The organism is Nonomuraea sp. NPDC049750 (assembly GCF_040659625.1).
Lineage (GTDB): Bacteria > Actinomycetota > Actinomycetes > Streptosporangiales > Streptosporangiaceae > Nonomuraea.
In genome coordinates, this window is the sequence record NZ_JBFANB010000045.1 from 51,782 (window position 1) to 75,859 (window position 24,078).

Genomic DNA, 24,078 nt, shown 5'->3' on the forward strand with positions numbered 1-24,078 from the left:
GTGGCACGTGGCTCCCCCTCGCTTGATCTGTTCCACGCTCGCGCTCGCGACCCTCACACTGGCCGCGTGCTCCGCCACGCCCCAGCGGCCGAGCGGCGGCGAGGCCAGTGTGAGCGGTGTCGGTGGCGGCACCGGCTCGATCGTCGCGAACTCCGGTCCCGCCACCCCGCAGAGCAGCGGCCCGACCGGCCCGGCCGCGCTGACCGCCGAGGCGTACAAGAGCGAGCTGGGCACCAAGCACAAGGCCATGCTCGACGCGATCAACGCCATGGCCGGCGCCCGTACCGTCAAGACGCTCAACCAGCGCGTGCAGAGCGCCCAGGAGCAACTGCTGGGCGCCGCCAACGAGCTGACCGCCATCGCGCCGCCGCAGCAGGTACGCGCCCAGCACGACGCGTACGTGGCCAGCCTGCGCGAATTCGCCACCCAGCTCGGCACCACGGCGGGCAAGGTCCGCAGCGGCAACCTGTGCACGTCGTCGGCCGTGCTGACCGACCTGGGCGACCGGCTCGACTCGCTCGACCAGGCGGGCGAGGCACTGCAGGGCGCCGGTGGCTATCCGGCCGACGTGGTCACCGTGAAGGCCAAGGGCAAGCAGTCGAGGCGGCTTGGCAACGGCCACTATCTACGCAAGACCAGCATGTCGGGCCGCAGCTCGCTGCAGATCGACAACGGCGGCACCCGCGACGCGGTCGTCACCGTCCTGAAGGGCAAGTCAACGGCGTTCAGCGTGTACGTGCGCAAGAAGACGAAGTTCAAGGTCAGGGGCGTGCGCGACGGCAGCTACAAGATCTTCTTCACGCACGGCGTGGACTGGGACGGCAAGAGCAAGTCGTTCACCCGTGAGTGCAGTTTCGAGCGGTTCCAGAAGACGGTGAAGTTCAAGACCACGTTCACCGCGACGCAGATCCGCTGGCACGACTGGCGGGTCACGCTGCACGCCATCTCCGGCGGCAACGCCCGCACCTCCGACGTGGATCCGGAGCAGTTCCCGCACTGACGGGCCGGGGCCGCGTACTTGGAGTTGGAGTACGCGGCCCGCTGGATCGGGGGAGCAGACCTGGATCAGGCCGAGACCTGGATCAGGCCGAGACCTGGATCAGGCCGAGACCTGGATCAGGTCGAGAACAGCATGCCCACCCAGCTGCGCTGGCCACGGTGGTGGCCGTAGTGGTGGCCGCCACCGTGGTGCTGCGGAGCACCCCACGCCGGGCCCGGCGCGGGCGGCGGAGCGGCGTGGTACTGCGACTCCATCCGGGTCAGCGTCTCGAGCTCGCCATAGTCGAGGAAGATCCCCCGGCAGTTGTCGCACTGCTCGATGTGGACGCCATTACGCTCATATGTCCGCATATTGCCGCGGCACTTCGGGCACTGCATTTCACGCTCTCCTCGGCTTGGAGTTTAGGGAAGAACCTACCGCGCGAAACACCGTCACGCTCGGACGATTCTGTTGCACGACTCGACCAACGAATGCTCCACCTCGTCCAGTTCCCGACGCTCCCGGAAGGCGTTGAGCACCGCCACGGCGGCCAGTTGCACGGTCAGCGCCCGGGCGGGAAGGTCCAGCCATTGCCACGGATCGTCGCCCCGGCCGAGCGCGGGCCCGCCGGAGGCGAGGTAGGCGCCCAGGAACCGGTCCCAGATGGCCGGGTCGAGCAGCCCCGCGGCGTACCAGGCGGCCGGTCTGGCCAGGTCCCAGGCGGGGTCGCCGACGCCCAGGTCGTCGACGTCGATGAGCAGCCAGCGGTCGCGGCAGACGAGCTGGCCCAGGTGCCAGTCGCCGTGGGTGAGCAGCCCGGGGCCCGGCTCGGGCTCGGGGAGCTCGCTGAACGCCCGGCGTACGAGCTGCTCGACGGGACCGTCGCCGGGCATCCGCCGCACCGCGCGGGCGGCCCGAGCCGGTCCGCCGGCCGCGGGCAGCGGCGGTAACAGCGTCAGGGGTACGGCGTGTAACCGGGCGAGCAGCCTGGCCCCCTCCTCCCAGGGCGCGGAGTCGGGGGCGTCCTGGGAGACCGGACGGCCCGCCGGCCACACCGTGACGGCACGGCCCGCCACCGTCAGCACCTCGGGATCCAGCGGCGCCAGCATCAGGCCGCTCAGCGCCGCCGACGCGGCCGCGCGCAGCCTCGGCCGCAGCGACTCCACCTCATCGCGCGCCGAGTGCGCCTTCACCACCACCTCGCCCCGGCGCAGGACCACCACGTCCGTACGCGTCGGATGGCGCACGATGTCGCCCGTGCCGCCATAAGCGCCGGCGATCCCCGCCAGCTCCTCCTCCAGAGCCACTCGTACAGACTAGAGGTCATGAGAATAGGTTTCGCCGTGCCCCAATCCGGGCCATGGGCCACGCCGGGCAACATGCGTCGCGTCGCCGCCCGCGCCGAGGAGCTGGGATATCACGAGCTCTGGACCTTCCAGCGGGTGCTCTATCCGGTGGGACATCCGATGGGACCGACATATCGCAGCGTGCACGACCCGCTCGTGACGCTCGCCTACCTGGCCGGGGTGACCAGCACGATCCGGCTGGGCGTGGCGATCGTCAACGCCTTCGTCCAGCCGGTGCCGCTGGCCAAGCAGCTCGCGACGCTGCAGAGCGTCTCCATGGGCAGGCTGACGGCCGGGCTCGGGCTGGGGTGGCTGCGGGAGGAGTTCGAGGCGGCGGGGGTCGGCTTCGAGCATCGGGGGCGCAGGGGGGAGGAGTTCGTCCAGGTCCTGCGCAAGGCGTGGCAGGACGAGGTGGTCGAGCACCACGGGGAGTTCTACCAGGTGCCGCGCTCCCACATCGACCCCAAGCCGTCGCCGGCGCCGCCCATCCTGCTCGGCGGCACCGCCGACGTCGCGCTACGGCGGGCCGGGCGGCTCGCGGACGGCTGGATCAGTTCGAGCCGGGAGGACCTGTCGGCGGTCGCCGGGCGGATCGAGCTGATCAAGTCGGCGGCAGCGGAGGCGGGCCGCCGCGACGCCGACGCGCTCCGCTTCGTCTGCCGGGGCGTGACCCGCGTACGCCCGGAAGACGCTGCGGATCGGCAGCCACTGACGGGCACTTACGAGCAGATCAGGGCGGACGTCGGCGAACTGGCGGCCCAGGGGGTCACGGAGGTCTTCCACGACCTGAACTTCGACCCGGAGATCGTCACCTGCGACGCCAAGGAGGCGATGCGCCGCGCGGAGGAGGCCCTGGAGGCCCTGGCACCCTCCGCCTAGGCGCGCTGCCGGGTGTGCAGGTGGAGGTCGCGGAGCAGGCATACCTCGGCCAGGTGGTGGATCAGCTCGCGGTTGATGTGCAGCACCAGCGCGGACAGCGGATACTTGGCGTACGGTCCCTCCGCCTTCCCGCACGGGCGGGCGAGGCCGGCTTCGCCGAGGGACTCGACCCCGGCCAGCCAGGTGGCGTACTCCGCGTCGAGCTGGGCCAGCGCCTCGTCCGCGGTCGCGGCGTACTCGAACGACTGGTAGTCGGTGGGCGCGCGACCGAAGTGCGCGGCGTTGCGCACCGCGAGCACGCCGACGATCACGTGCCCGAGCCGCCAGGCGATCGTCGTGAACGGCGGCGGATCGGGCATCGGTATCGCGAAGTCGATGGTCATCGCGCCGGACCCGGCCCGCACCGGCGCGTCGCCGGTGCCGCGCGGGCGCACGCTCCAGCAGCCGGGCGCGGGCTCCCAGAAGTACTCCTCGTCGGTGAGCCCGTCGAGGCGTTCGCGCACCTGATGGGTCCAGTGCCAGTCGGTCTGATCTCGGAGCAGGGTGTTCCAGGTCTGGTCGGTCATGGGTCCAGCCTGCCGCAGATAGCGGACAGGATCGTTCCGCTATCCGTGGAACGATGAGCGCGTGACTGTCGAGGCGACGACCGAGCGGGTGCTGCGGCTGCTGGCGCTGCTGCAGCACCGGCCGTCCTGGACCGCCACTGAGCTGGCCGCCGAACTGGGGGTCACCGACCGCTCGGTGCGCCGCGACGTGGAACGGCTGCGCGCGGTCGGCTACCCCGTGCACGCGACGGCGGGCGTCGGCGGCGGCTACCAGCTCGGCGCGGGCACCCGGCTGCCGCCGCTGCTCCTCGACGACGAGGAAGCGATCGCGACCGCGGTGTCCCTGCGGATGGCGTCGGGGGGCACGGTCGCCGGGGCGGGGGAGGCGGCACTGCGGGCGCTCGCGAAGCTCGACCAGGTGATGCCACCCCGGTTACGGGCCGAGGTACGGGCGGTGCACGGCGCCACCGAGACCCTCGTCGGCCCTGGGACCGAGATCGACGCGGAGCTGCTGGTGACGCTCGCGCGGGCCTGTCGCGACGCCGTGCGGGTGCGATTCCGATACGCCGGACGCGCCGGCGCGGAGCGCGAACGCACGGTCGAGCCGGTACGGATGGTCGCCACCGCCCGCCGCTGGTACCTGATGGCCTGGGACGTCGACCGCGACGACTGGCGCACCTTCCGGCTGGACCGGATGAGTGAGGTGCTGGCGACGACTTGGCGCTTCCGCGCGAGGGAGCATCCGGACCCGGTCGCCTACGTGCAGCGGTCCGTGACCGAGGCGCCGTACCCGTATCTCGCCCGGGTGCGGGTGCACGCCCGGCCCGACGAGGTGCGGGAGCTGGTGCCGCCCCAGGTGGGGCGGGTCGAGGACGATCGCGACGGATGGTGCGTGCTCGTCGCCGGTGGGGAGAGCCTGGACTGGCTCGCCGTGCACGTGGCCCGACTGGGCTTCGAAGCGCAGGTGCTGGAACCTCCGGAGCTGCGGGAGGCCAGCGCCTTACTCGCCCGCCGCCTCGCGGCGATGGCCGGAACGGCTGACGGACATGGTGAGGTTGAACGAGGTGAGGTTGAACGAGGTGAGGTTGAACGAGGTGAGGTTGAACGAGGTGAGGTTGAACGAGGTGAGGATGAACGAGGTGAGGATGAACGAGGTGAGGATGAACATGCATGAGCAGGAACTGATCGAGCCGTGGGAAGGCGTCCTGATCACTCCAGACGTCATCGGCCACACGGGCGTTCTTGTTCTGGCGGGTTCGAGCGGACGTTCGCCGGCCTGCTCCCGGCCGCCGAGATCCCCATCGAGGAGAGCAGGGCCGACGTGCTGCTGGTGGCGGGAGGGGATGATGCGATGTGGCCGCCCCTCCCGTTCGCCGAGCGACTCGTGGCCCGTCGCGGCACCGCTCGCCTGATCAGCCGGGCCGAAGCCGGCCATCGCCCACGTCTTCCAGGTGAAGGCCCGGCTCCCGAAGGGCCGCGGTTCCTTTACGGGGGTGACGCCGCCGACGACGCCGAGCTTGGAGCGGCCGCCTGGCCGCACATCCTCGATCTGCTTCGCGGCTGACCTGAGCGATCACTGCCACTTCAGCGAGCTTCGCGTCGTCCAGTAGGTCTGGGGGTCCTCGGTCAGCGTGGCCAGGCGCTCGTCCAGTTCCGTGTCCCAGCCGACCCCGATCGCGGTCAGGTTGCTGTGGAACTGATCCACCGAGGCGGCCCCGCTGAGCACCACGCCGGCCCACGGTTGCGCGAGGACGGCGGCCAAGGCCAGTGCGTCCGGCGCGAGACCGCGCTCCCCGGCGGCACGGACGAGCGCCGGAGGGGCGGCGTGGGAGGTCAGGCGGCCGTTCGCCACGCCCTCCTTGACGATCACGCCCAGGCCGGACCGGTGCGCCCGGGCCAAGGCGGGGCCGGCGGCTCGCTCCAGCAGGTTCCAGGTGGCCTGGATCGTGTCGAACAGGCCGATCTCGATCGCCCGGTCGATGGTGTCCGCCTGGTGCGGGCCGGTCGTGGACAGGCCGACCGAGACGCCCCCGGCGCGCAACTCGCGTAGTTCGGCCAGGATGTCCTCGTCGCCGAGCACGCCGCTTTCGACGGTGGCCGAGTGGATCTGGTAGAGCGAAAGGTGCTCGCCCAGCAGTGCTCGGGTCTGGTCCAGTTGGTGGCGCAGCCGATCGGCGGACAGTTCCTTCACCTCATGCCGGTCGGCGTCCATCCGCCAGTCGCCGACGTAGGCGTACCCCCACTTCGACCCCACGGTCACGGCCCCGGGCGCGATGGCGCGCTCACGTAGCCAGCCGCCGAGGAACTCCTCGGCTCTGCCGTAGGAGCGGGCCACGTCGAAGTACCGTACGCCGGCCGCCAGCGCCGCATCCAGCACCGCCCAGGTCCGCGCCCGCATCGCGGCGACGCTGCGATCACCGCCGAGATCTTCGTCCCGGCCGAGTGTGATGTACGCCGGCCGGCCCAGCGCGGCCAACCCGATCCCCACCGGCGTGACCGGCAACCCGCTCCGCCCCATCGGCCGCACAGCCAGCTCATCACGCATCTCGGCGCCCCTGCTTTCATAGTCGGTATACCGCTCGGGATGATGTCACACCAGCGCTTTGACCAGGAGCGATGGGGGTCCGGTGTCAGGACGCCGCGAGCCGGAGCGCCTCTCCCGCGACCGCGTGACGCAGGCCGCGGATGCCGTCGCGTCCCCGCACCGGGTGTACGGCGTTCGTCAGCAGCACCACGGTCAGCCGGCGGGCCGGGTCGACGACCAGCGAGGTGCCGGTGAAGCCGGAATGGCCGAAGGCGGCGTCCAGCGGTCCCACGATGGCCGGGTCGCCGATCCGCACGCCGAGGCCGTGCCGGAACGCCGCGCCCTCCGCTCCCTGGTCGCGGACCATCTCGGCCACGGTCTCCGGGCGCAGCATCGCGCCACCGCCCAGCCGCAGTGTCTCGCCGAACGTCAGCAGGTCGTCGGCCGTCGCGAACACCCCCGCGTGCCCCGCCACACCGCCCAGGCCGTACGCGGTCTCGTCGTGCACCTCGCCGCGCACGCAGCCGGGTCCCTGGCGTTCGGGCTTCCACTCGGTGGCGGCGACGCGCGGGAGCGTCGCCGGGCCTGGGCGGTAGCCGGTGTCGGTCAGGCCGAGTACGCCGGTGACCCGTTCGCCGACCAGCGCGTCCAGCGGCGCGCCGCCCGCCAGTTCGGCGATGCGGCCCACCATGACCATGCCCACGTCGCTGTAGAGGTACGGCCCGCCGACCGGGCCGGTGACCGGGGTGCCGACCATCGCCGCCATGCGCGCGGCCGGATCGGCGCCGGGTAGTTCGAGGTCTATGCGGCGGGTGGGCCGCAGGCCGGCCGTGTGCGTGAGCAGGCGTCGCAGGGTGACCCGGGGGTCGGCGCCCGGCAGCCAGGCCGCCACCGGCTCGTCGAGGTCCAGGCGGCTCTCCTCGGCCAGCGACAGCACCACGGCCGTGGTGAACAGCTTGCTGATCGAGGCCAGATCGAAGACCGAGTCGCGGGCCGCCGCCGGCCGCTCGGCGGTCAGGGTGCCCTCCAGATCGGCATAGCGGACGAGCTCCCCGGCGACGGCCGAGGCCGCCACCGAGCCGTCCACGGAGATCACCGCCACCGCCGCCGAGCACACGCGCGGCACGCCGTCCGCCAGGATCGCGTCCAGCCGATCGGACATCGTTCAGCCTCCCCGTAAGTCCGCCGGCTCGTGGGTTCACCGCGCCCACGAGCAGTTCCGGGCCGTACAGGAATCCGGTCCGTCAAGCAGTCCGGCCCGTGATACAGCCCGTCAGTCGCTCAGCCGCTCAGCACGTCGCTCAGTCGCTCAGCTGCTCAGCACGTCGCTCTCAGCTGCTCAGCGCGTCGCTCAGCCGCTCGCCGTGCGATTCCAGCAGGGCGCGGGCCCCGTCGGCGTCGAGCCCATGCTGGATCATCAGCACCGCTATCTTCGCCTGTCCGCCCGCCGCGTCCAGCGCCTTGCCCGCCGTGTCGTTGTCGGCGCCGGTGATGTCGCGCACCATGCGGAGCGCCCGGTCCGCCAGCTTGCTGTTCATCGCCGACATCTCGATCATCTTGTTGCCGTACGTACGGCCGAGCCGGACCATGGAGATGGTGGAGATCATGTTGAGCACCAGCTTCTGAGCCGTGCCCGCCTTGAGCCGGGTGGAGCCGGTCACCACCTCGGGACCCACCACCACCTCGATCGCGTGCTCGGCGGCGGCCGACAGGGGCGCACCGTCGTTGCACGAAAGGCTGACGGTCAGCGCGTCCCGCCGGGACGCCTCCGCCAGCGCGCCGAGCACGAAAGGCGCCCGCCCGCTGGCCGACACGCCCACCACCGAGTCGAGCGGGCCCACCTCCAGCTCCGCGAGCGAGGCGGCGCCCGCTTCGGCGTCGTCCTCCGCGCCCTCGACAGAGCGGGTGAGCGCGTCCAGACCGCCCGCGATGATGCCCTGGACGAGCGACGGATCGGTGCCGAACGTCGGCGGGCACTCGGAGGCGTCGAGCACGGCCAGCCGCCCCGACGTACCGGCGCCGACGTACAGCAGCCGCCCGCCCTCCGCCATGCGCGCGGCGATCGCGTCGATGGCGGCGGAGATGACCGGAATCGCGACGGCGACCGCGGCGGGCACGGCGGCGTCGGCCTGGTTCATCAGCCGGGCGACCTGCTCTGTCGGCAGCCGGTCGATCTGGCTGTAGCGGGGATCGCTCTGTTCGGTGGGCAGCTCGGGGAGCGGATCAATCATGACGCTAATTTCCACCCTCTACTTCTCTCTTGTAAATATCTTTCAGACAATGGGTTCATGACGTACGTACGCACTGGCGCTGAACGGCTGGCCACGGATCCCACCCTGGCGGGCGGCGACCGGCTCGGCCTGATCACCAACCCCACAGGAGTCCTGCCTGATCTGACCCCCACGACGGACGCCCTCAGCGCGGCCGGAGTGCCGCTGACGGCGCTGTTCGGCCCGGAGCACGGCATGCGGGGCACCGCTCAGGCGAACGGCGGCGAGTCCGACACGATCGACCCCAGAACCGGCCTGCCCGTCTTCAACACGCACAAGGTCTCGGGCGCGGCACTGGACGAGGTGGTGGCCGGCTCCGGGGTCGACACGCTGGTGTTCGACATCGCCGACGTCGGCACCCGCTTCTACACCTACATCTGGACCATGTACGACCTGATGGCATCGGCGAGCAGGCTGGGCCTGCGGTTCGTGGTGCTGGACCGGCCCAACCCGCTCGGCGGGACCATCGAGGAGGGACCGCTGCTCGACCCGGAGTTCGCCAGCTTCGTCGGCAGATTCCCGCTGCCGGTACGCCACGGCAGGACCGCCGGGGAACTGGCCACGCTGTTCGGCTTCGACCTGGACCTGCGCGTGGTCACCATGGACGGGTGGCGGCGCGGCATGACCTTCGCCGAGACCGGGCTGCCCTGGGTGATGCCGTCGGTCAACATGCCGACCGTCGAGACCGCGTACGCCTACCCGGCCACCGGGCTGTTCGAGGGCACGAACTTCTCCGAGGGGCGCGGCACCACCCGGCCGTTCGAGCTGGTCGGTGCCCCGTACGTCGACGACCGCTTCGCGCCCGCGCTCAACGCGCTCGGCCTGCCCGGGGTGCGGTTCAGGGAGACCTGGTTCACGCCGACGTTCCACAAGCACGCGGGCACGACCGTGCACGGAGTCCAGCTGCACGTGCACGACCGGGAGACGTACCGGCCGGTGCTGACCGGCCTGTCGATGCTGCACGTGGCTCGCGCGCTCTACCCGGGCGAGCTGGCCTGGTGGGGGCCCGAGCTGTTCATGGACCACCTGTGGGGCTCCGACACGCTCACGAGGTGCCTGGACGCCGGGGAGGACCCACGTACCCTCTGCCCCGACCCCGTCCACCCTGAGGGACAGCTCCTCTACGGAGGCCGCGTTTAGCGGCGCACCGAAGGTTGCGGGATCCGTACCGGCGTGCGACATCACGCCAGATCGCGTCGGTAGAGCCAGAAGACGCGTTCGGCCCGCGCGCCCACGGCGTGCGAGTAGAACCGCAGCGGCCCGACCCAGCCGATCTGCGCGCTGGACAGTCCGGCGGCGCGCATCTCGGCCAGGCAGCGGCGCAGCAGCACGCCGCCCACGCCGAGCCCGCGCGCCTCGGGCGCCGTCCCCATCGGCCCGAACCACGCGGGCCGCGCCCCCCAGGCGGCGAACCCCAGGATCCGCCCGTCGCGCTCGGCGTAGTGCAGCCCGGCGGCGTTGGCGGCCTCCCAGGCCCAGTTCTCGTTCCAGTGCTCACGCACAAAGGCGGCGACCCGCTCGCGGTCCGCCGCGTGCCCCCGCTCCGCCGAGTCCGAGGCCGCGTGCACGCTCACTCCGGCCTCGGCCAGCCGTACCGGCTCCTCTTCGACGGACAGGTCCGCGCCGAGGTCGGCGGTCATGTTCCAGGCCACGTGATAGCGCTCGTAGCCGAGGCTCTCCGCCAGGCACGCGGCGGCGGTGTAGCGCACGTCGATGCCCGGCCAGGCGTAGCAGGGCGGGTTCCCGGCGAAGCGCGCCTGCCTCGCCCCCTCCGACCGCAGCCACTCCTCGGCCGCGCCGACCAGCGCCCGACCGTGCCCCCGACCCCGCGCGTCAGGGTGTACGGCCAGCAGATCGAGGTGCCCGACGGCCGGATCCTTGGCGGACACCGAGGCCATGACGACCCCGCCGTCCATCACCAGGGCGGTCCAGCGCCGACCGGCGGGCGGATGCGCCAGCCGCTCGACCAGGGCCGCCCCTTCGCCGCCGTCCAGCGTCAGCGCCGCCCGCGCCACCTGCGCGGCGCCCGCGAGGTCGGCGGAGTCGGCCTGCCGGATCACCTGCGCGGCGCTTGCGAGGTCGGCGTCGGCGTGCCGGATCACCTCCGCGGCGCCCGCGAGGTCGGCGGAGTCGGCCTGCCGGGTCACCGGGGTCACACCTCGCTCATCGGGCGTGCGATGACGCTGCGCCGCCGCGGGTAGTAGCAGGCGTGCTCCTGAGGTACGCCCTCCGTCACCTGGAGCAGCGGCCGCTCGCTCGTGCACCCGTCGCCCCGGAACGGGCACCGGGGCGCGAACAGGCACCCGCTGTCGGAGTGGTCCGCGGCGAGCGCCTCCAACGGCACCACCGGCTCCTCACCGGGCCGCTCCAGCCCGTGCAGGACGGGGATGGCGGACAGCAGCGACTGCGTGTATGGATGCACCGGATCGGCGATGATCGTGTCCACCGGCCCGCGCTCCACGACCTGGCCGCGGTAGATCACGTACAGCTCGCCGTCGCCGCCGATGTAGCGCGCGGTGGCCACGTCGTGCGTGATGAACAGCACGCTGACGCCCAGCCGCTCGCGCAGGTCCTTCAGCAGCGCCAGGATGCCGAGCCGCAGCGACACGTCGATCATCGAGACCGCCTCGTCGGCGACGAGCATCTCGGGGTCGACGGTCAGCGCGCGGGCGATCACCACGCGCTGCCGCATGCCGCCCGAGAGCTGGTGCGGGTAGCGCGACAGGACCGTTCCGGGGTCGAGGCCGACCAGCGACAGCACCTCGGCGGCCCGCTCGTCGATCCAGCTCTTGGGCCGGCCGGTCTGCCCGGCCCGCAGCGCCAGCGGCGCCTGGAGGGTCTGGTAGATCGTCCGGGTCGGGTTCAGCGCCGAGTAGGGGTCCTGGTGGATCATCTGGATCTTGCGGAAGTGCGGCTGCCGCTGCTTGACCTTCAGCGGCGACATGGGCGTCCCGTCGATTGCGATCTCGCCCGCGTCGTAGGTCTCCAGCCCGGCGATGATGCGCCCGAGCGTGGTCTTGCCGCAGCCCGACTCGCCGATGAACGAGGCGGACCCGCCCTTGGCGATCGCGAAGTCCACGCCGCGCAGCGCCGGGACCTCCCGCTTGCCCAGCATGTTGCCGCGCTGCTTGAACGTCTTGGTGATGCCCGTCCCGGTAATCACGAAGCGTGCTCCTTCACCGTCACCGCGTGGCAGGCCACGAACCTCGCCCCGTCCGCCACCACCGAGGGATCGACGGTGTCGCACACGTCCATCCGCAGCGCGCAGCGCTCCCTGAACACGCAGCCCTCCTTGGGCACCGTCGCCAGCGTCGGCGGCCGTCCCGGCAGCGCGCGGGCCTCGTCGATGTCGCCGACCAGCCGGGGGATCGCGTTGATCAGGCCCCTGGTGTAGGGATGGCGGGGCGCGCCCAGCACCTCCCTGGTGGGCCCCTGCTCCACCAGGCGTCCGCCGTACATGACCGCGAGCCGGTCGGCCACCTCGGCCACCACGCCGATGTCGTGCGTGATCACCAGGGTGGTCAGGCCGCGCTCGGCGTGCACCTCGCGGACGATCTTCAGGATGTTCGCCTGGGTGATCATGTCCAGCGCGGTCGTCGGCTCGTCCAGCACCACCAGGTGCGCGTTGAGCACCAGTGCCAGCATGATGCCGACCCGCTGCCGCATACCTCCGGACAGCTCGTGCTGGTGCGAGTCCAGCACCCTGGCCCCGTCCAGACCCATCCGGCCCAGCAGTTCCCTGGCCTCGCGGACCAGGCCGGGCAGGTCCTCGACGCCGTGCGAGCGGCCCAGGTCGAGGAGTTGCTTGCCGACCGTCTTGAGCGGGTTGAGGGAGTTCTGGGCGGCCTGGAAGACGTACCCGATGTGGGCGCCCCTGGCCTTGCGCAACTGCTCGCCCGCGAGCCCGACCACGTCGCCGAGCCCGTCGATCTCCACGCTGCCCGCCGAGATCCTGCCCGGCGGCTGCACCGCGTTGAGCAGCGACAGGGCCAGCGTCGACTTGCCGGATCCCGATTCACCGACGATGCCGGTGATCGTGCCGGGCTCCAGGGTCAGGCTGATGCCGCGTACGGCGGGCAACTCGCCCGCCGGCGTCTTGTAGACGACCGTGAGGCCGTCGATGCGCACTCCCGGCGCTTGCTCCGCCACTGCTACTCCTCACGCAGCCGGGGGTTGAAGATCTCGTCCATGGCGTCGACCACGAGCACGATGCCAAGGGTGAGCAGCAGGATCGCCAGCAGCGGCCCCAGCAGGTAACCGAGCGCGTTGGGTGTGATCATGGCGCCCGCCTGGAACACGGCCAGGTTGAGCATCACGCCCCAGTTGTTCGCCTCGTACGGCAGCACGCCCAGGAAGAACAGGCCCACCTGCGCGTAGACGGCGCCGGTGACCGCGATGAGCATGTTCATCGCGATGTACGGAGCCATGCTGGGCAGCAGTTCCTTGCTGATGATGTGCCTGGTGGACAGGCCCAGCCCGCGCGCGGCCTCGATGAAGCCGCGTTCACGCAGGGACAGCGTCTGCGCGCGCACGGCCCGCGCCACCCCGCCCCAGCCGAGCAGGCCGAGCACCAGGCCCATCTGGATCGGGCTGCCGAACTTCCAGACCATCGCCAGGACCAGCAGCAGCGGCAGGCCGGGGATGGTGAGCTTCATGTCGGTGATCCGCATGAGCACGCTGTCCCAGCGGCCCCGCTTGAACCCGGAGAACAGGCCGAGCGTCGTACCGAAGACCACCGTGATGACCGCGGTCACCGCGGCGCTGAGCAGAACGTAGCGGGAGCCGGTGATGACCAGCGCGAGCACGTCCCTGCCCTGGGGATCGGTGCCGAACCAGTGCGCCCAGCTCGGCGCCTGGGTGATGGCGTTGGTGTCGCCCGGCAGCTGGTCCGGATAGAACAGCGGCCCGAAGGCGCCCATGAACGCGAAGCCGGCGATGATGATCACCCCGGCCAGCCGGCTGGGCTTGCGCTTCATCACCCGCCAGACGCCGAGCCAGAAGTTACGGCGCATGGTCGCGGCGGCGGACGCCGTCTCAGGGATCAGCACGGTGCTCATGTCGAGTCCTCTCCGCCGCGCACCCGCGGGTCGATCACCGTGTAGAACAGGTCGGCCACGATGTTCGCCACGATGACAGCGGCGGTGATCAGCAGGAACGCCCCGCCCATCAGCGCGTAGTCGCGGGTGTTGATGCTCTCGATGAGCAGCCACCCGAGTCCCGGATAGTTGAAGATCTTCTCGATGAAGACCGCGCCGCCGAGCAGCAGCCCCAGAGACAGGGCGAGGATCGTGAACAGCGGCAGGATCGCGTTGCGCGCGATGTAGCGGAAGATGATCGAGCGCTTCATGCCGCGCAGCTCGGCGGCCAGGATGAAGTCGTCGCCGAGCACGGTGACCACGCTCGACTTCATCGCCAGCACCCAGCCGCCGTAGGCCGACAGCGCGTAGGTGGCGATCGGCAGCACCGCGTGCTCGGCCAGCGAGCCGAGGTAGCCGGCGTTGAAGCCCGGCTCGAACATGATGTCCACCGGCCCGTCGGCGGGCAGGATGGGGATGAGCGTGGCGAAGATGACCACGAGCAGCATCGCCAGCACATACTGCGGGATGCCGTGCAGCAGCGAGCCGGAGATGGCCAGGGCGTCGCCCAGCTTGCTCTTGCGCTTGATGGCCGCGTAGACACCCAGGATGACGCCGACGAGGAAGCTGAGCAGCGTGCCCCCCAGCACCGGCAGGATGGTCCACTTGGCCGCCTCGCCGAGCACGCCGAGGACGGGCTGTCCCGGGCGGCTGACCGAGGTGCCGAGGTCGAAGTGGAGCAGCCCGCCGATGTAGTCGGTGTACTGCTGCCACAGCGAGCCCGTCGGCTGGAACCCGTACAGCACCTTGACGGCCTGCGTGGCCGCCTCCGGAGACATGCCGCTCTGGAGCAGCTTGTCGTACTGGGCCGCCATGGGGTCGCCCGGGATGTTGTTGATGATGAAGAAGCTGATCGTCGCCACTACGACGATCATGACGAAACCGCGGGCCAGGTGGCCCGCGAGTCGTCGTGCGATAAGTGTCATAAGTTACTGCTTCGACTTGACCATGCCGAGCTGGATCCACACACCGGACGCGAGCACGCCGGTGCCGAGACGAAGGATCTCGTCGTCGTGGGGCCAGCCGGTGAATCGGCTGTTGTTGACGAACTGGTTGTTGACGTAGTCCCAGAGCTGGATGACCGGCAGGTCCTGGTTGGCCGCCGTCGCCAGCTGCGCCATGATCGGCTTGGCCGCCTCCTCGTTGGCCGAGTTCAGCTTGCCGGTCAGCTCACCCGGGTCGATCTTGGTGCCGTTGACGTCGATCTGCTCGGGGCCGCCCATCCAGTTGCCGTTCTTGCCCGCCGGGGAGTGCTCGATCTTGCCCGCGACGTTGGTCCAGCCGTTGGAGGCACCGTAGAGGCGCTGGAAGATGTCGTACGGCGCCGGGCCGAGCGCCATGAGCCAGAAGCCCACGTCGTACTTGCCGGCCGCCAGCTCCTCAAGGTAGACGGGGTAGTCGGGGCTGGTCTGGATCTCCGCGTCGATGCCGGCCTTGACCAGCTGGCTCTTGATGTTCTCCTGCGCCGACAGCCAGTCGGAGAAGCCGGCCGGCGCGTGCATGGACACCTTCCACGGCTTGCCGTCGGCCAGCGTCCACTTGCCGTCCTTCTTCGTCAGCCCGGCCGACTTGAACTCCGCCTCGGCCTTGGCCGCGTCGGGCTTGTACGGGTCGAGCTTCGGAAGCGTGTCGGGGATCCAGGCCTGCGCGGCCTTCTGGTGGATGCCGCTGGTCGTGACGGCCGGCGTGCCACCCTCGGGCGAGGCGACCTTGGTGACCTGGTCGCGGTCGATGAGGTAGGCCAGGCCCCTGCGCACGTGGACGTTGTCATAGGGCTTCTTGGACTGGTTGAAGGCCATGCTCACGGCCACCGGCGAGTAGCCCTTGATGACCTCGTTGCCTGGGCCCTGCTTGATCCGGTTCATCACGTCCGTGGGAGCGGCGACGAATCCGGACTGGTCGAGCTTGCCGGCGGTGAGGTAGTTCCAGATCTGCTCGTTGCCGGTGTAGTTGAGGAACTTCACCTGCGCCGGAGCCACGTTGGCGGCGTTGTAGAAGTTCTTGTTCTTGACCAGCAGGGCTTCTCCGGGGTTGACCCGCTCCAGCACGAACGGACCGGCGGAGACGTCCTTGGGCGGGGCGAAGGCGATCACCTTCTGGCCGATGGCGGTGATCTCCGTGCGGGCCTTCTCGGCCTCCGCGCCGTCGCCCCGGGCGGTCTTGAGCTTGTCCCAGAAGTCCGCCGGAAGAACGCTGCTCCACACGTGGGCGGGCAGGACGGCCGTGTCGAGCACGCCGCGGGCGAACTTCGGACTGGGGCTGGCCATGTCCTGCGTGATCTTCAAGGTCTGGTTGTCGACGACCGTGACCTCCGCGGCGGCGCCCGCCGCGCCAGGGGTGACCGAGAAGGCCGTGCTGCCCTGCGTGTAGGCGATGCCGATGGACATCTTGACGTCCTCGGCGGTGACCGGCTTGCCGTCGGACCACTTGGCGTTCGGCTGGAGCTTCAGCGTGATCGCGGAGTTGTCCGGCGCGATCTCCCAGCTCGCCGCGATGCCGGGCAGAGCCTGGTTCGGGTCCGTCAGGTGGTTCTTGACCCACGCGATTCGCATCGCGTTGAAGCCCGAGAAGGAGTTGCCCTTGGGGTTGTACGGGTTGGCCGGCGCCGAGGCGTCGAGGCCGGGCCGGTTGACGTCGATCGTGGTGAAGAGCCCGCCACCACCGCCCGAGCTGGACTTGTTGGTGGAGCCACTGCTGCACGCTGTGGCAGTGGCCAGGCCCAGCAACGCTACTACCGCTGCTAGTCGCTTCATGTACCGCTCCGGGGAGTGTCGGACCTGCTTGAGGATCGCGTGGGATTAGCCGGACCCTACGGTCACGCACAGGTCACGTCAATAATCTCCAGGTGTTGTGAGGCTAATGTAACTTTCCTTCATGCCCCATGTCGATGGCGCTCGGCGCCATTAGCCCAGCATAAGCACCGCAGCCCCGTTGACCTGCCCGTCTGCCAGATCACGGAGCGCGGAAGCGGCCCTGTCGAAGGGATAGGGCGTCGTCATCACGTGCGGCGGACGCCCGAATGACAGGTCGAGATAGGCCCGTCCGTCGGCCCTGGTGTTGGCGGTCACGCTCCGTAGTGTTCGTTCCTGGAACAGGTGGCGCTCGTAGTTCAGCGTGGGGATGTCGGTGAGGTGGATCCCGGCCACGGCGAGCGTGCCGCCCCGGTCGAGCGCCGCCAGTGCCACGGGCACCAGATCGCCCACGGGCGCGAACAGGATGGCCGAGTCCAGCGGCTCGGGCGGGCGGTCTCCGGCGGAGGCCGCGCCCAGCTCCAGGGCCAGCTTCCTGGCGGCGCTGGACCTGGTGACCACGTGGATGACGGCCCCCTGGGCGATGGCCGCCTGCGCGGTCAGGTGGGCGGACGCGCCGAACCCGTAGACCCCGAGCCGGCCGCCTTCCGGCAGGTCGGCTCGGAGCAGCGCCCGATAGCCCACGATCCCGGCGCACAGCAGGGGCGCAAGCTTCTCGGCGGGCGCCCCTTCGGGCAGGGCGTAGACGTAGGCGGCGGGCACCGTCAGATACTCAGCGTAACCGCCGTCGGCATCCCACCCGGTATAGGCCGACGAAAGGCAAAGATTTTCTTTGCCGTCCAGGCAGTAGCGACAGGCCCCACAGGTCCACCGGAGCCACGCGACCCCCACCCGCTGCCCGACGTCCCCGTCCCCGCCGACCACCCGCCCGACCACCTGGTGGCCGGGCGAGATCGCGGGGTGGCGGGGCGGCAGGTCCCCTTCGACCAGGTGCAGGTCGGTCCGGCACACCCCGCAGGCCTCGACCTGGACCAGCACCTCCCCGACGCCCGGCTCCGGCATGGGCTTGTCCACCATGACCAGTAGCCGGTCCGGATCCGGAATCCATGCCTTCATCGGGCCCCCTTCAGCTCAGGACGCCAGCCGGGACAGCGCCAGAGAGGCGTACAGGGCGGCGCCGTCCGGCAGCACGGAGTCGTCGAACTGCGCCTCTGGGGAGTGGTTGTACGGCGCCGTGGCCGGATCGCGATCGGGCGGGCACGCCCCCAGGAAGACGAATGCCCCGGGGATGGCCTGCAGCACGTACGAGAAGTCCTCCGAACCCATCACCGGGTGCGGCGTGACGAAGTAGCGCCCGGGCCCGAACAGCTCCTCGGCGGTCCTGGAGACGAAGTCCGCCTCGGTGGGATCGTTCACGGTGACCGGGTAGCCCATGCCGAACGACGCCTCGACCGACAGCCCGTGCGCGGCCGCGACGCCCTCGACCACCTCCACCAGCCGCCGCTTCACCAGCTCCCGGTTGCCCGGCGAGAACGTGCGCACCGTCGCCTCGAAACGCGCCTCGTCCGGGATCACGTTGTCGGCCGTGCCCCCGTGGAAGGACCCGACCGTGACCACGACCGGGTCGAACACGTCGAACGTCCGGGTGACCATCGCCTGCAGCGACGTCACCATCTCGCAGCCCGCCTGGATGGGGTCGAGCGCGCGATGCGGGCTGGAGCCGTGCCCGCCGCGCCCCTTCACCGTCACCTCGAACACGTCGGCCGCGGCCATGAGCGGTCCCGGCCGGGAGGCGAACAGGCCCGGGGGCAGCATCGAGGAGACGACGTGCATCCCGTACGCGGCGACGGGCCGCGCGCCCGCCGCGTCCAGCACCCCCTCCTCGATCATGTGCTTGGCGCCCTCGTGACCCTCCTCGCCCGGCTGGAACATGAAGATGACGTCCCCGGCCAGCTCCGCCCGCCGCGCGCTGAGCAGGTGCGCGGCGCCGGCGAGCATGGCGGTGTGCAGGTCGTGACCGCACGCGTGCATCTGCCCGTCGATCTGCGACCGGTAGGGCAGATCATTGCGCTCGGTGACCGGCAGCGCGTCCATGTCGCCGCGCAGCAGCACCGCCGGACCCGGCCGGCCGCCCCTGAGCACGGCGGTGATCGAGCTGAGCGCCTTCCCGGTGGTGATCTCCAGGGGCAGCCCGTCGAGCGCCGTCAGGACTTTCTCCTGGGTACGCGGCAGCGCGAGGCCGATCTCGGGAGTGGTGTGCAGTGACTGACGCAGCCGGACGAGCTCGTCCCGCAGGTCCCGCGCGGATTCAGTGAACGACATGAACAACATTCTTCATGTGCTGGTCGGGAAGTCGATAAGGGACACTCTGTACGATGGGCCGCGTGACTCAGCGTAAGCGGATCAACTCCTGGCTTTCCGACATGGACGGCGTTCTCGTACACGAGGGCCGGCCCGTCCCGGGTGCGGATGTGTTCATCAAGCGGCTCAGCGAGTCCGGCAAGAAATTCCGGGTGCTGACGAACAACTCCATCTACACCCAGCGGGACCTTTCGGTACGCCTGGCGAACGCCGGTCTGGAGGTGCCCGCCGAGTCGATCTGGACCTCGGCGCTGGCCACCGCCCAGTTCCTCGACGACCAGCGGCCGGGCGGCTCCGCCTACGTGATCGGCGAGGCCGGGCTGACCACCGCGCTGCACGAGGTCGGCTACGTGCTGACCGACCTCGACCCCGACTACGTGGTGCTCGGCGAGACGCGTACCTACAGCTTCACGCAGATCACCCGGGCGATCCGCCTCATCGAGGGCGGCGCCCGCTTCATCGCCACGAACCCGGACCCGGTCGGCCCGTCCACCGAGGGCTCGCTGCCCGCCTGCGGCGCGGTCGCCGCCATGATCACCAAGGCCACCGACGTCGAGCCCTACTTCGTCGGCAAGCCCAACCCGCGGATGATGCGCAGCGCGCTCAACGAGATCGAGGCGCACAGCGAGACCACCGCGATGATCGGCGACCGGATGGACACCGACATCGTGTGCGGGATGGAGGCCGGGCTCTACACGATCCTGGTGCTCACCGGCGTCACCCAGCGAGAGCAGATCGACCGCTTCCCCTTCAGGCCGTCGCTGGTCGTCGACTCGGTGGCGGATCTCATCGACCTGATATGAACCTGACACTAGTTGGCAGGTAAGCCTGGCAAGGTGCCCCGTATGACGCATATCTACCTGGAGGTCGGCCCCAAGAAGGTCTTCGCCTGCTCGCTGGAGTGGCCCGGCTGGTGCCGGGTGGCCAAGGGCGAGGAGGCGGCCATCGACCTGCTCGTGGACTACGCGCCTCGCTACCGGCCGATCGCCGAGCGGGCCGGGCTGCCGTTCGAGCCGGGCGATCCCGTGGTGATCGCCCGCGAGCCGGGCAGCGAGATGACCGACTTCGGCGCGCCGTACGCGATCCCCGAGCTCGACCAGGAGCCGATCGACGCCGAGACCGCGCGCCGCCACGTCGCGCTGCTGCGCGCCGCCTGGGAGCTGTTCGACGAGGTCACCGCCGAATCGCCGGAGGAACTGCGCAAGGGGCCACGGGGCGGCGGGCGCGACCTGTCGAAGGTCGTGGCGCACGTCACGGAGGCGGAGCGCTCCTACGCCCGGAAGGTCGACGTACGGCACAAGCCGTACAAGAGCCAGGCGGACCGCGACGCCATGCGCGAGGAGCTGGCCGAGGCGCTGTCACGTCCCTGGCAGCCGCCGCAGACCACCGGCTGGCCGCCCGCCTACGCCGTACGGCGGACCGCCTGGCACGTCATCGACCATCTGTGGGAGATCGAGGACCGCCGATGAGGCGCGGCAGCGCGCTGATGTTGCGCGACAGGTAGGCGGCCACGGCCTCGGGGACGACGTGCCGGGAGGTGATCTCCGTCTCCCGCAGCGGCAGCCTGACGACCTCGTAGACGCCGCGCGACGGGTCCTCGAACTCGGGCCCGTGCCGCAGGGCCGGGTCCATGTCGATCAGGCGGCAGCCATAAACGTGCTGAGTCTTGACCTCGCCCTGCCACGGATAGGTGACCGTGGTCAGCGGGGTCACACCCGAGACCGTCGCGCCCAGCTCTTCCAGCAGTTCCCGGTGCAGCGTGTGCTCCAGGGTCGCGTCCTGGGGCTCGACATGGCCGCCGGGCACGGACCAGTAGACCTGGCGCCCCGGCACCGTCCGGCGGAAGATCACTAATTGCTCGTCATGGTCAAGGAGGACACCACGGACACTCGGTCGCATAAGACCACCCTATTTGGCCGGTATGACCTTCGGGTAGCCTAACTTACGGTACTGTAACCTACAGGGAGACGATCTTGAAGGCGATGACGCAGACGCAACTTCTGCACGAGCTGGAGCCCGTGGTCGCCGGGGAGCTCGACCGCCATAACGCGATGGCGAAAGAGTGGTTCCCGCACGAGTACATTCCGTGGAGCGAAGGCCGCGATTTCGACGGCGTCTACGGCGGCGAGGCCTGGCAGGACAGCGACTCGAAGCTGCCCGAGGCCGCCCGGGTCTCGCTCATCGTCAACCTCCTCACCGAGGACAACCTGCCCAGCTACCACCACGAGATCGCCACGACGTTCGGCCGTGACGGCGCGTGGGGCACCTGGGTGGGGCGCTGGACCGCCGAGGAGGGCCGGCACGGCGTCGCGATCCGCGACTACCTCACGGTGACGCGCGCGGTCGACCCGGTCGCGCTGGAGCGCGCCCGAATGACGCACATGGAGGCGGGCTTCGCCACCGAGTACGGCACGATGCTGGAGCAGCTGGCCTACGTCTCCTTCCAGGAGCTGGCCACCCGCATCGCGCACCGCAACACCGGCCGGGCCTCCGGCGACGAGGGCTGCGAGCGGCTGCTGGCCAGGATCGCCGCCGACGAGAACCTGCATATGCTCTTCTACCGCAACCTGCTCAAGGCCGCCTTCGAGCTGGACCCCAACCAGACCATGCGCGCCGTGACCGACGTCGTGAAGACCTTCCAGATGCCCGGCTCCAGCATCGAGGGCTTCACCCGCAAGGCGATGATCATCGCTCACGAGGGCATCTACGACCTGCGCCTGCACCTCGACGACGTGCTCATGCCGGTGCTGAAGCAGTGGTCGGTGTTCGACAAGACCGGCCTCGACGCGGGCGGGGAGCAGGCTCGGGAGGAGCTGGCCGAGTTCCTGGCCAAGACCGAGACGACGGCGGCCAGGTTCGTCGAGCGCCGGGCCGAACGCAAGGCTCGCGCCGCCCAGCGCTGATCGAGAGTCCGGGCCGCTCCTGACGCCGCCCGGCTCGATTCCTGGCCCGGTCGAGTACGTCCGGTCCCCGCGCGGCCGGACCTCACGGGCCAGGCTCGTCCGCCGATCACCAACCGTAGCCGAAGGGTTCGCGTGGCCGGTACGGGACCTCCAGACGGGCGATCTCGTCAGGGGTGAGGACGAGGTCCACGGCGGCGAGCGCGTCGTCCAGGTGGCCGGGGCGCGTCGCCCCCACGATCGGCGCGGCGACAGTGCCCTTGCCGAGCAGCCAGGCCAGGGCCACCCGCGCGGGCGGTACGCCGCGCTCCCCGGCGACGGCCCGCAGCGCCGCCACGACGCCGTCGTTCTCGGGCGCACGGTCCTCGTGGGCCGCCCTGGTGGTGGCCCGCCCCTCCCCGCTGGCCAGCAGGCCACGGGCGAGCGGACTGTACGGCAGCACGCCCAGCCCCCTGGTCGGCACAGTAGGGGAGCACCTCGCGCTCTTCCTCCCGGTAGGCGAGGTTGTAGCGGGTCTGCATCGCCACGAACCTGGTCAATCCGCCGCCTTCGCCACATGCTGCGCCTTGGCCAGCTGCCAGCCGTACATGAGGGAAGCCCCGATGTAGCGGGCCTTGCCCGCCCTGACCACGTCGTCCAGCGCCCGCATGGTCTCCTCGACGGGCGTCTCGTCGTCCCAGCGGTGGATCTGGTAGAGATCCACGTGGTCGGTGCCGAGCCGCCGCAGTGACGCGTCGATCGAGTCCAGGATGTGCTTGCGCGACAACCCGCGATCGTTGACCCCCTTGCCCATGGGGTAACCGACCTTGGTCGCCAGAACGTAGTCCTCGCGGCGGTCGAAGGGCCGGCGCAGCAGGGTATGAACCGCTGCTCATATTCGCTTTGAAAGCCTGAACATCCGCCATGATCTGTGAAGGTTTCCTCTTGGTCGGCGGCGGCGTCGGCCGGGCCGAGCATGATCGGCCCGCGGGGCGCGTCATGGGTCGGTGGGATACTCGCCGCATCGTTGCCTGCGGTGTCGCTGAGTCTGCCCGCTTGTGATGCGATGGGCTGCGGCTGGTTCTGGCCGGGCGGGCAGGCAGATTCAAAGCATTGTCGTTCACCTGTTCTACCCGCCGGGGTCAACCAATGGTAATCTTTCAATTACCGATCGTGAGGTTGTGTTCCGGGGGCGGGGGTGCAGATATGCGGGCAAACCAGCTCTCCTGCGATCGGGCCGCGCCGACCGCGCGGTGCGGCCGTTGCCACGACCGCCGCCCGGCCGGCACCCTCGCCCGTACCTGGTCGCCGACTGTCGGGCAGTGCTCACAGGACGGCCGATCCGAGCGCGGTGCGTCACCGTCCGCCCACCCGGGATTCCACCTCCCGGGATTCCGCCTGCCCGGAGGCTGGAGCGGTGCATGAGTGAACTCACTGCCACCGCTTCCTGCACCGCTCATGCGGCGGTGGTGGAGGCGAGCGGCGAGGTCGTTGCTCAGCCGCTGCTGGTGCGGCGGGTGGCCTGGCTGGCCGTTCTGGCACGCGACCTGACCGCCCGCGTGGTGGTCGCCCGGTGGAATGCGGCCGATTTGGACGCCTTGGCGTCCGGGGTGGGGTTGGACGGGCGAGGGTTGCCGTCGAAGGGCTGGATGGCTGTCCGTCGGCTGGGCTGGGGCGTGGGCCCGCCTTCGGGCGTGCATGTGTGTGATCGGGTGCTGCGGTGCGCGCAGGAGCAGGCCGCCCGTGCCTTGCGGCTGGCGCTGTACCGGCGCCGGCTGGTGGCGGCGATCGTAGCGACCTGGCCGCGGGATGCGGGTGCGCGCACCGGCGCTGAATGGGACGGGCTGCGCGCGCTGCTGCCGGACGGGGTGAGCGCGGCGGACATCCGGAACCGGACCCGGCAGATCGGCGCCTACCTCGACGAGCATGGCGTGTTCCCGGCCGATCTGATCGAGTTGGAGGGGCCGCCGAACGTTGCGGCGCAGGTGGTCTTGGCGGCGGCCGACCGGCAACTGGTGACCGTGGAGCGCACCGGCGACCGCACCGCCCGACTGCGGGTGCGGCTTCCGCTGGTCGAGTTTCCCGCCAGTGGCAGGGACTGGGCGTGGCATGTGCTGCCGATCGCGTTGCCGCCGACCGTCACACCTGAGGCGACGTTGTTGACGCCCACCGTGCGAGTGGCCAAGGGTCGGGTGCGCGTCGATCTGCCGTTCAAGATCCCGATCGGTGTCGCGCCCGCCACGGGTCATACCGTCGGGTGCGGCTTCGACTGGGGCCTCAACACCCTGTTGACCGGCGTGACAGGGCAGCTGGCCGATGGCCGGGTGATCAGTGATGGGCGGCCGTTCGCCTACGACGCGAGCGGCATCTGCGCCAAGTTGCACCGGTTGCGGGCCGAGCGTGAGCACCT

23 protein-coding genes and 2 pseudogenes are annotated in these 24,078 nt (G+C 70.4%); 9 read left to right on the plus strand and 16 right to left on the minus strand.

Annotation, left to right across the window (positions count from 1 at the left end; all coding sequences use genetic code 11):
• The first annotated feature begins 7 nt into the window (after nucleotides 1-7).
• Nucleotides 8-1,000, plus strand: coding sequence for a hypothetical protein (locus tag AB0J16_RS54815; protein WP_358555795.1), 993 nt, complete (start codon nucleotides 8-10; stop codon nucleotides 998-1,000).
• A 116-nt stretch (nucleotides 1,001-1,116) separates the two neighbouring features.
• On the opposite strand, the gene AB0J16_RS54820 is transcribed toward AB0J16_RS54815, so the two are convergent.
• Nucleotides 1,117-1,377 (minus strand): zf-TFIIB domain-containing protein, encoded by a 261-nt coding sequence (locus AB0J16_RS54820; protein ID WP_358432879.1) that lies wholly within the window; start codon nucleotides 1,375-1,377, stop codon nucleotides 1,117-1,119.
• A 54-nt stretch (nucleotides 1,378-1,431) separates the two neighbouring features.
• Entirely contained in the window at nucleotides 1,432-2,286 is an 855-nt protein-coding gene (locus AB0J16_RS54825; RefSeq protein ID WP_358555798.1) for a phosphotransferase, read from the minus strand.
• 18 nt (nucleotides 2,287-2,304) lie between these two features.
• Here AB0J16_RS54825 and AB0J16_RS54830 point away from each other — a divergent pair, with 18 nt between their 5' ends.
• Nucleotides 2,305-3,204, plus strand: coding sequence for a TIGR03619 family F420-dependent LLM class oxidoreductase (locus AB0J16_RS54830; protein ID WP_358555801.1), 900 nt, complete (start codon nucleotides 2,305-2,307; stop codon nucleotides 3,202-3,204).
• Here the strand turns inward: AB0J16_RS54830 and AB0J16_RS54835 are convergent.
• The gene (locus AB0J16_RS54835) at nucleotides 3,201-3,770 is read right to left on the minus strand and encodes a DinB family protein (protein WP_358555804.1); all 570 of its coding nucleotides are present in this window, start codon (nucleotides 3,768-3,770) and stop codon (nucleotides 3,201-3,203) included. The two genes, AB0J16_RS54830 and AB0J16_RS54835, sit on opposite strands and share 4 nt — an antisense overlap.
• Before the next feature lie 61 nt (nucleotides 3,771-3,831).
• On the opposite strand from AB0J16_RS54835, the gene AB0J16_RS54840 reads away from it, so the two are divergent.
• The gene (locus tag AB0J16_RS54840) at nucleotides 3,832-4,923 is read left to right on the plus strand and encodes a YafY family protein (RefSeq protein ID WP_358555807.1); all 1,092 of its coding nucleotides are present in this window, start codon (nucleotides 3,832-3,834) and stop codon (nucleotides 4,921-4,923) included.
• An 18-nt stretch (nucleotides 4,924-4,941) separates the two neighbouring features.
• Nucleotides 4,942-5,313: a hypothetical protein gene (locus AB0J16_RS54845; protein ID WP_358555810.1), complete on the plus strand. Its 372-nt coding sequence runs from the start codon at nucleotides 4,942-4,944 to the stop codon at nucleotides 5,311-5,313.
• 9 nt (nucleotides 5,314-5,322) lie between these two features.
• Here AB0J16_RS54845 and AB0J16_RS54850 read toward each other — a convergent pair whose 3' ends face one another.
• The 3 genes from AB0J16_RS54850 to murQ form a co-directional block, all read right to left on the minus strand.
• The gene (locus AB0J16_RS54850; protein ID WP_358555813.1) at nucleotides 5,323-6,294 is read right to left on the minus strand and encodes an aldo/keto reductase; all 972 of its coding nucleotides are present in this window, start codon (nucleotides 6,292-6,294) and stop codon (nucleotides 5,323-5,325) included.
• A gap of 85 nt (nucleotides 6,295-6,379) precedes the next feature.
• Entirely contained in the window at nucleotides 6,380-7,435 is a 1,056-nt protein-coding gene (locus AB0J16_RS54855; protein WP_358555815.1) for a serine hydrolase domain-containing protein, read from the minus strand.
• A gap of 169 nt (nucleotides 7,436-7,604) precedes the next feature.
• Nucleotides 7,605-8,504, minus strand: coding sequence for an N-acetylmuramic acid 6-phosphate etherase (gene murQ, locus AB0J16_RS54860; RefSeq protein ID WP_358555818.1), 900 nt, complete (start codon nucleotides 8,502-8,504; stop codon nucleotides 7,605-7,607).
• 57 nt (nucleotides 8,505-8,561) lie between these two features.
• On the opposite strand from murQ, the gene AB0J16_RS54865 reads away from it, so the two are divergent.
• Nucleotides 8,562-9,683 carry a DUF1343 domain-containing protein gene (locus tag AB0J16_RS54865; protein ID WP_358555821.1) on the plus strand — a complete coding sequence of 374 codons (1,122 nt, stop codon included), beginning with the start codon at nucleotides 8,562-8,564 and terminating at the stop codon, nucleotides 9,681-9,683.
• A 41-nt stretch (nucleotides 9,684-9,724) separates the two neighbouring features.
• Here AB0J16_RS54865 and AB0J16_RS54870 read toward each other — a convergent pair whose 3' ends face one another.
• The 8 genes from AB0J16_RS54870 to AB0J16_RS54905 all read right to left on the minus strand — a co-directional run bounded on the left by AB0J16_RS54870 (nucleotide 9,725) and on the right by AB0J16_RS54905 (nucleotide 18,750).
• Nucleotides 9,725-10,699 carry a GNAT family N-acetyltransferase gene (locus AB0J16_RS54870; protein ID WP_358555824.1) on the minus strand — a complete coding sequence of 325 codons (975 nt, stop codon included), beginning with the start codon at nucleotides 10,697-10,699 and terminating at the stop codon, nucleotides 9,725-9,727.
• Nucleotides 10,696-11,706, minus strand: a complete 1,011-nt coding sequence (locus AB0J16_RS54875) for an ABC transporter ATP-binding protein (RefSeq protein WP_358555827.1) — start codon at nucleotides 11,704-11,706, stop codon at nucleotides 10,696-10,698. Before AB0J16_RS54875 ends, AB0J16_RS54870 begins: the two co-directional genes overlap by 4 nt.
• Complete coding sequence (locus AB0J16_RS54880) at nucleotides 11,703-12,692, minus strand: ABC transporter ATP-binding protein (protein ID WP_358555830.1); 990 nt, start codon at nucleotides 12,690-12,692, stop codon at nucleotides 11,703-11,705. The genes AB0J16_RS54875 and AB0J16_RS54880 overlap by 4 nt, the downstream gene beginning before the upstream one ends.
• 2 nt (nucleotides 12,693-12,694) lie before the next feature.
• A complete protein-coding gene (locus AB0J16_RS54885) occupies nucleotides 12,695-13,600 on the minus strand; it encodes an ABC transporter permease (RefSeq protein WP_358555833.1) in 906 nt (301 codons plus the stop codon).
• On the minus strand, nucleotides 13,597-14,604 hold the full coding sequence (locus AB0J16_RS54890; protein WP_358555836.1) for an ABC transporter permease: 1,008 nt from the start codon (nucleotides 14,602-14,604) through the stop codon (nucleotides 13,597-13,599). The genes AB0J16_RS54885 and AB0J16_RS54890 overlap by 4 nt, the downstream gene beginning before the upstream one ends.
• Nucleotides 14,605-14,607: 3 nt before the next feature.
• The gene (locus AB0J16_RS54895; RefSeq protein ID WP_358555839.1) at nucleotides 14,608-16,431 is read right to left on the minus strand and encodes an ABC transporter substrate-binding protein; all 1,824 of its coding nucleotides are present in this window, start codon (nucleotides 16,429-16,431) and stop codon (nucleotides 14,608-14,610) included.
• A gap of 150 nt (nucleotides 16,432-16,581) precedes the next feature.
• Nucleotides 16,582-17,544 carry a zinc-binding alcohol dehydrogenase family protein gene (locus AB0J16_RS54900; RefSeq protein ID WP_358555842.1) on the minus strand — a complete coding sequence of 321 codons (963 nt, stop codon included), beginning with the start codon at nucleotides 17,542-17,544 and terminating at the stop codon, nucleotides 16,582-16,584.
• A 15-nt stretch (nucleotides 17,545-17,559) separates the two neighbouring features.
• Nucleotides 17,560-18,750: a M20 family metallopeptidase gene (locus AB0J16_RS54905; RefSeq protein WP_358555845.1), complete on the minus strand. Its 1,191-nt coding sequence runs from the start codon at nucleotides 18,748-18,750 to the stop codon at nucleotides 17,560-17,562.
• A gap of 53 nt (nucleotides 18,751-18,803) precedes the next feature.
• Between AB0J16_RS54905 and AB0J16_RS54910 the strand changes: the two genes are divergently transcribed.
• Nucleotides 18,804-19,592 carry an HAD-IIA family hydrolase gene (locus AB0J16_RS54910; protein ID WP_225291503.1) on the plus strand — a complete coding sequence of 263 codons (789 nt, stop codon included), beginning with the start codon at nucleotides 18,804-18,806 and terminating at the stop codon, nucleotides 19,590-19,592.
• Between the two features lie 42 nt (nucleotides 19,593-19,634).
• Nucleotides 19,635-20,258: a hypothetical protein gene (locus tag AB0J16_RS54915; protein WP_358555848.1), complete on the plus strand. Its 624-nt coding sequence runs from the start codon at nucleotides 19,635-19,637 to the stop codon at nucleotides 20,256-20,258.
• Here AB0J16_RS54915 and AB0J16_RS54920 read toward each other — a convergent pair.
• The gene (locus AB0J16_RS54920; RefSeq protein ID WP_358555851.1) at nucleotides 20,221-20,688 is read right to left on the minus strand and encodes an NUDIX hydrolase; all 468 of its coding nucleotides are present in this window, start codon (nucleotides 20,686-20,688) and stop codon (nucleotides 20,221-20,223) included. The genes AB0J16_RS54915 and AB0J16_RS54920 overlap by 38 nt on opposite strands.
• A gap of 83 nt (nucleotides 20,689-20,771) precedes the next feature.
• On the opposite strand from AB0J16_RS54920, the gene AB0J16_RS54925 reads away from it, so the two are divergent.
• The gene (locus tag AB0J16_RS54925; protein ID WP_358555857.1) at nucleotides 20,772-21,692 is read left to right on the plus strand and encodes an acyl-ACP desaturase; all 921 of its coding nucleotides are present in this window, start codon (nucleotides 20,772-20,774) and stop codon (nucleotides 21,690-21,692) included.
• A gap of 106 nt (nucleotides 21,693-21,798) precedes the next feature.
• Here AB0J16_RS54925 and AB0J16_RS54930 read toward each other — a convergent pair.
• Nucleotides 21,799-22,545, minus strand: a pseudogene (locus AB0J16_RS54930) (aldo/keto reductase).
• Nucleotides 22,546-23,089: 544 nt separating this feature from the next.
• Between AB0J16_RS54930 and AB0J16_RS54935 the strand changes: the two are divergent.
• Nucleotides 23,090-24,078, plus strand: a pseudogene (locus tag AB0J16_RS54935) (transposase); the annotation flags it as partial.

Coding starts and splice junctions, on each gene's coding strand:
- AB0J16_RS54820 (WP_358432879.1), bottom strand. CDS start 1,377: ATGCAGTGCCCGAAGTGCCGCGGCAATATGCGGACATATGAGCGTAAT.
- AB0J16_RS54830 (WP_358555801.1), top strand. CDS start 2,305: ATGAGAATAGGTTTCGCCGTGCCCCAATCCGGGCCATGGGCCACGCCG.
- AB0J16_RS54835 (WP_358555804.1), bottom strand. CDS start 3,770: ATGACCGACCAGACCTGGAACACCCTGCTCCGAGATCAGACCGACTGG.
- AB0J16_RS54850 (WP_358555813.1), bottom strand. CDS start 6,294: ATGCGTGATGAGCTGGCTGTGCGGCCGATGGGGCGGAGCGGGTTGCCG.
- AB0J16_RS54855 (WP_358555815.1), bottom strand. CDS start 7,435: ATGTCCGATCGGCTGGACGCGATCCTGGCGGACGGCGTGCCGCGCGTG.
- murQ (WP_358555818.1), bottom strand. CDS start 8,504: ATGATTGATCCGCTCCCCGAGCTGCCCACCGAACAGAGCGATCCCCGC.
- AB0J16_RS54865 (WP_358555821.1), top strand. CDS start 8,562: ATGACGTACGTACGCACTGGCGCTGAACGGCTGGCCACGGATCCCACC.
- AB0J16_RS54885 (WP_358555833.1), bottom strand. CDS start 13,600: ATGAGCACCGTGCTGATCCCTGAGACGGCGTCCGCCGCCGCGACCATG.
- AB0J16_RS54890 (WP_358555836.1), bottom strand. CDS start 14,604: ATGACACTTATCGCACGACGACTCGCGGGCCACCTGGCCCGCGGTTTC.
- AB0J16_RS54895 (WP_358555839.1), bottom strand. CDS start 16,431: ATGAAGCGACTAGCAGCGGTAGTAGCGTTGCTGGGCCTGGCCACTGCC.
- AB0J16_RS54900 (WP_358555842.1), bottom strand. CDS start 17,544: ATGAAGGCATGGATTCCGGATCCGGACCGGCTACTGGTCATGGTGGAC.
- AB0J16_RS54905 (WP_358555845.1), bottom strand. CDS start 18,750: ATGTCGTTCACTGAATCCGCGCGGGACCTGCGGGACGAGCTCGTCCGG.
- AB0J16_RS54910 (WP_225291503.1), top strand. CDS start 18,804: ATGGGCCGCGTGACTCAGCGTAAGCGGATCAACTCCTGGCTTTCCGAC.
- AB0J16_RS54915 (WP_358555848.1), top strand. CDS start 19,635: ATGACGCATATCTACCTGGAGGTCGGCCCCAAGAAGGTCTTCGCCTGC.
- AB0J16_RS54920 (WP_358555851.1), bottom strand. CDS start 20,688: ATGCGACCGAGTGTCCGTGGTGTCCTCCTTGACCATGACGAGCAATTA.
- AB0J16_RS54925 (WP_358555857.1), top strand. CDS start 20,772: ATGACGCAGACGCAACTTCTGCACGAGCTGGAGCCCGTGGTCGCCGGG.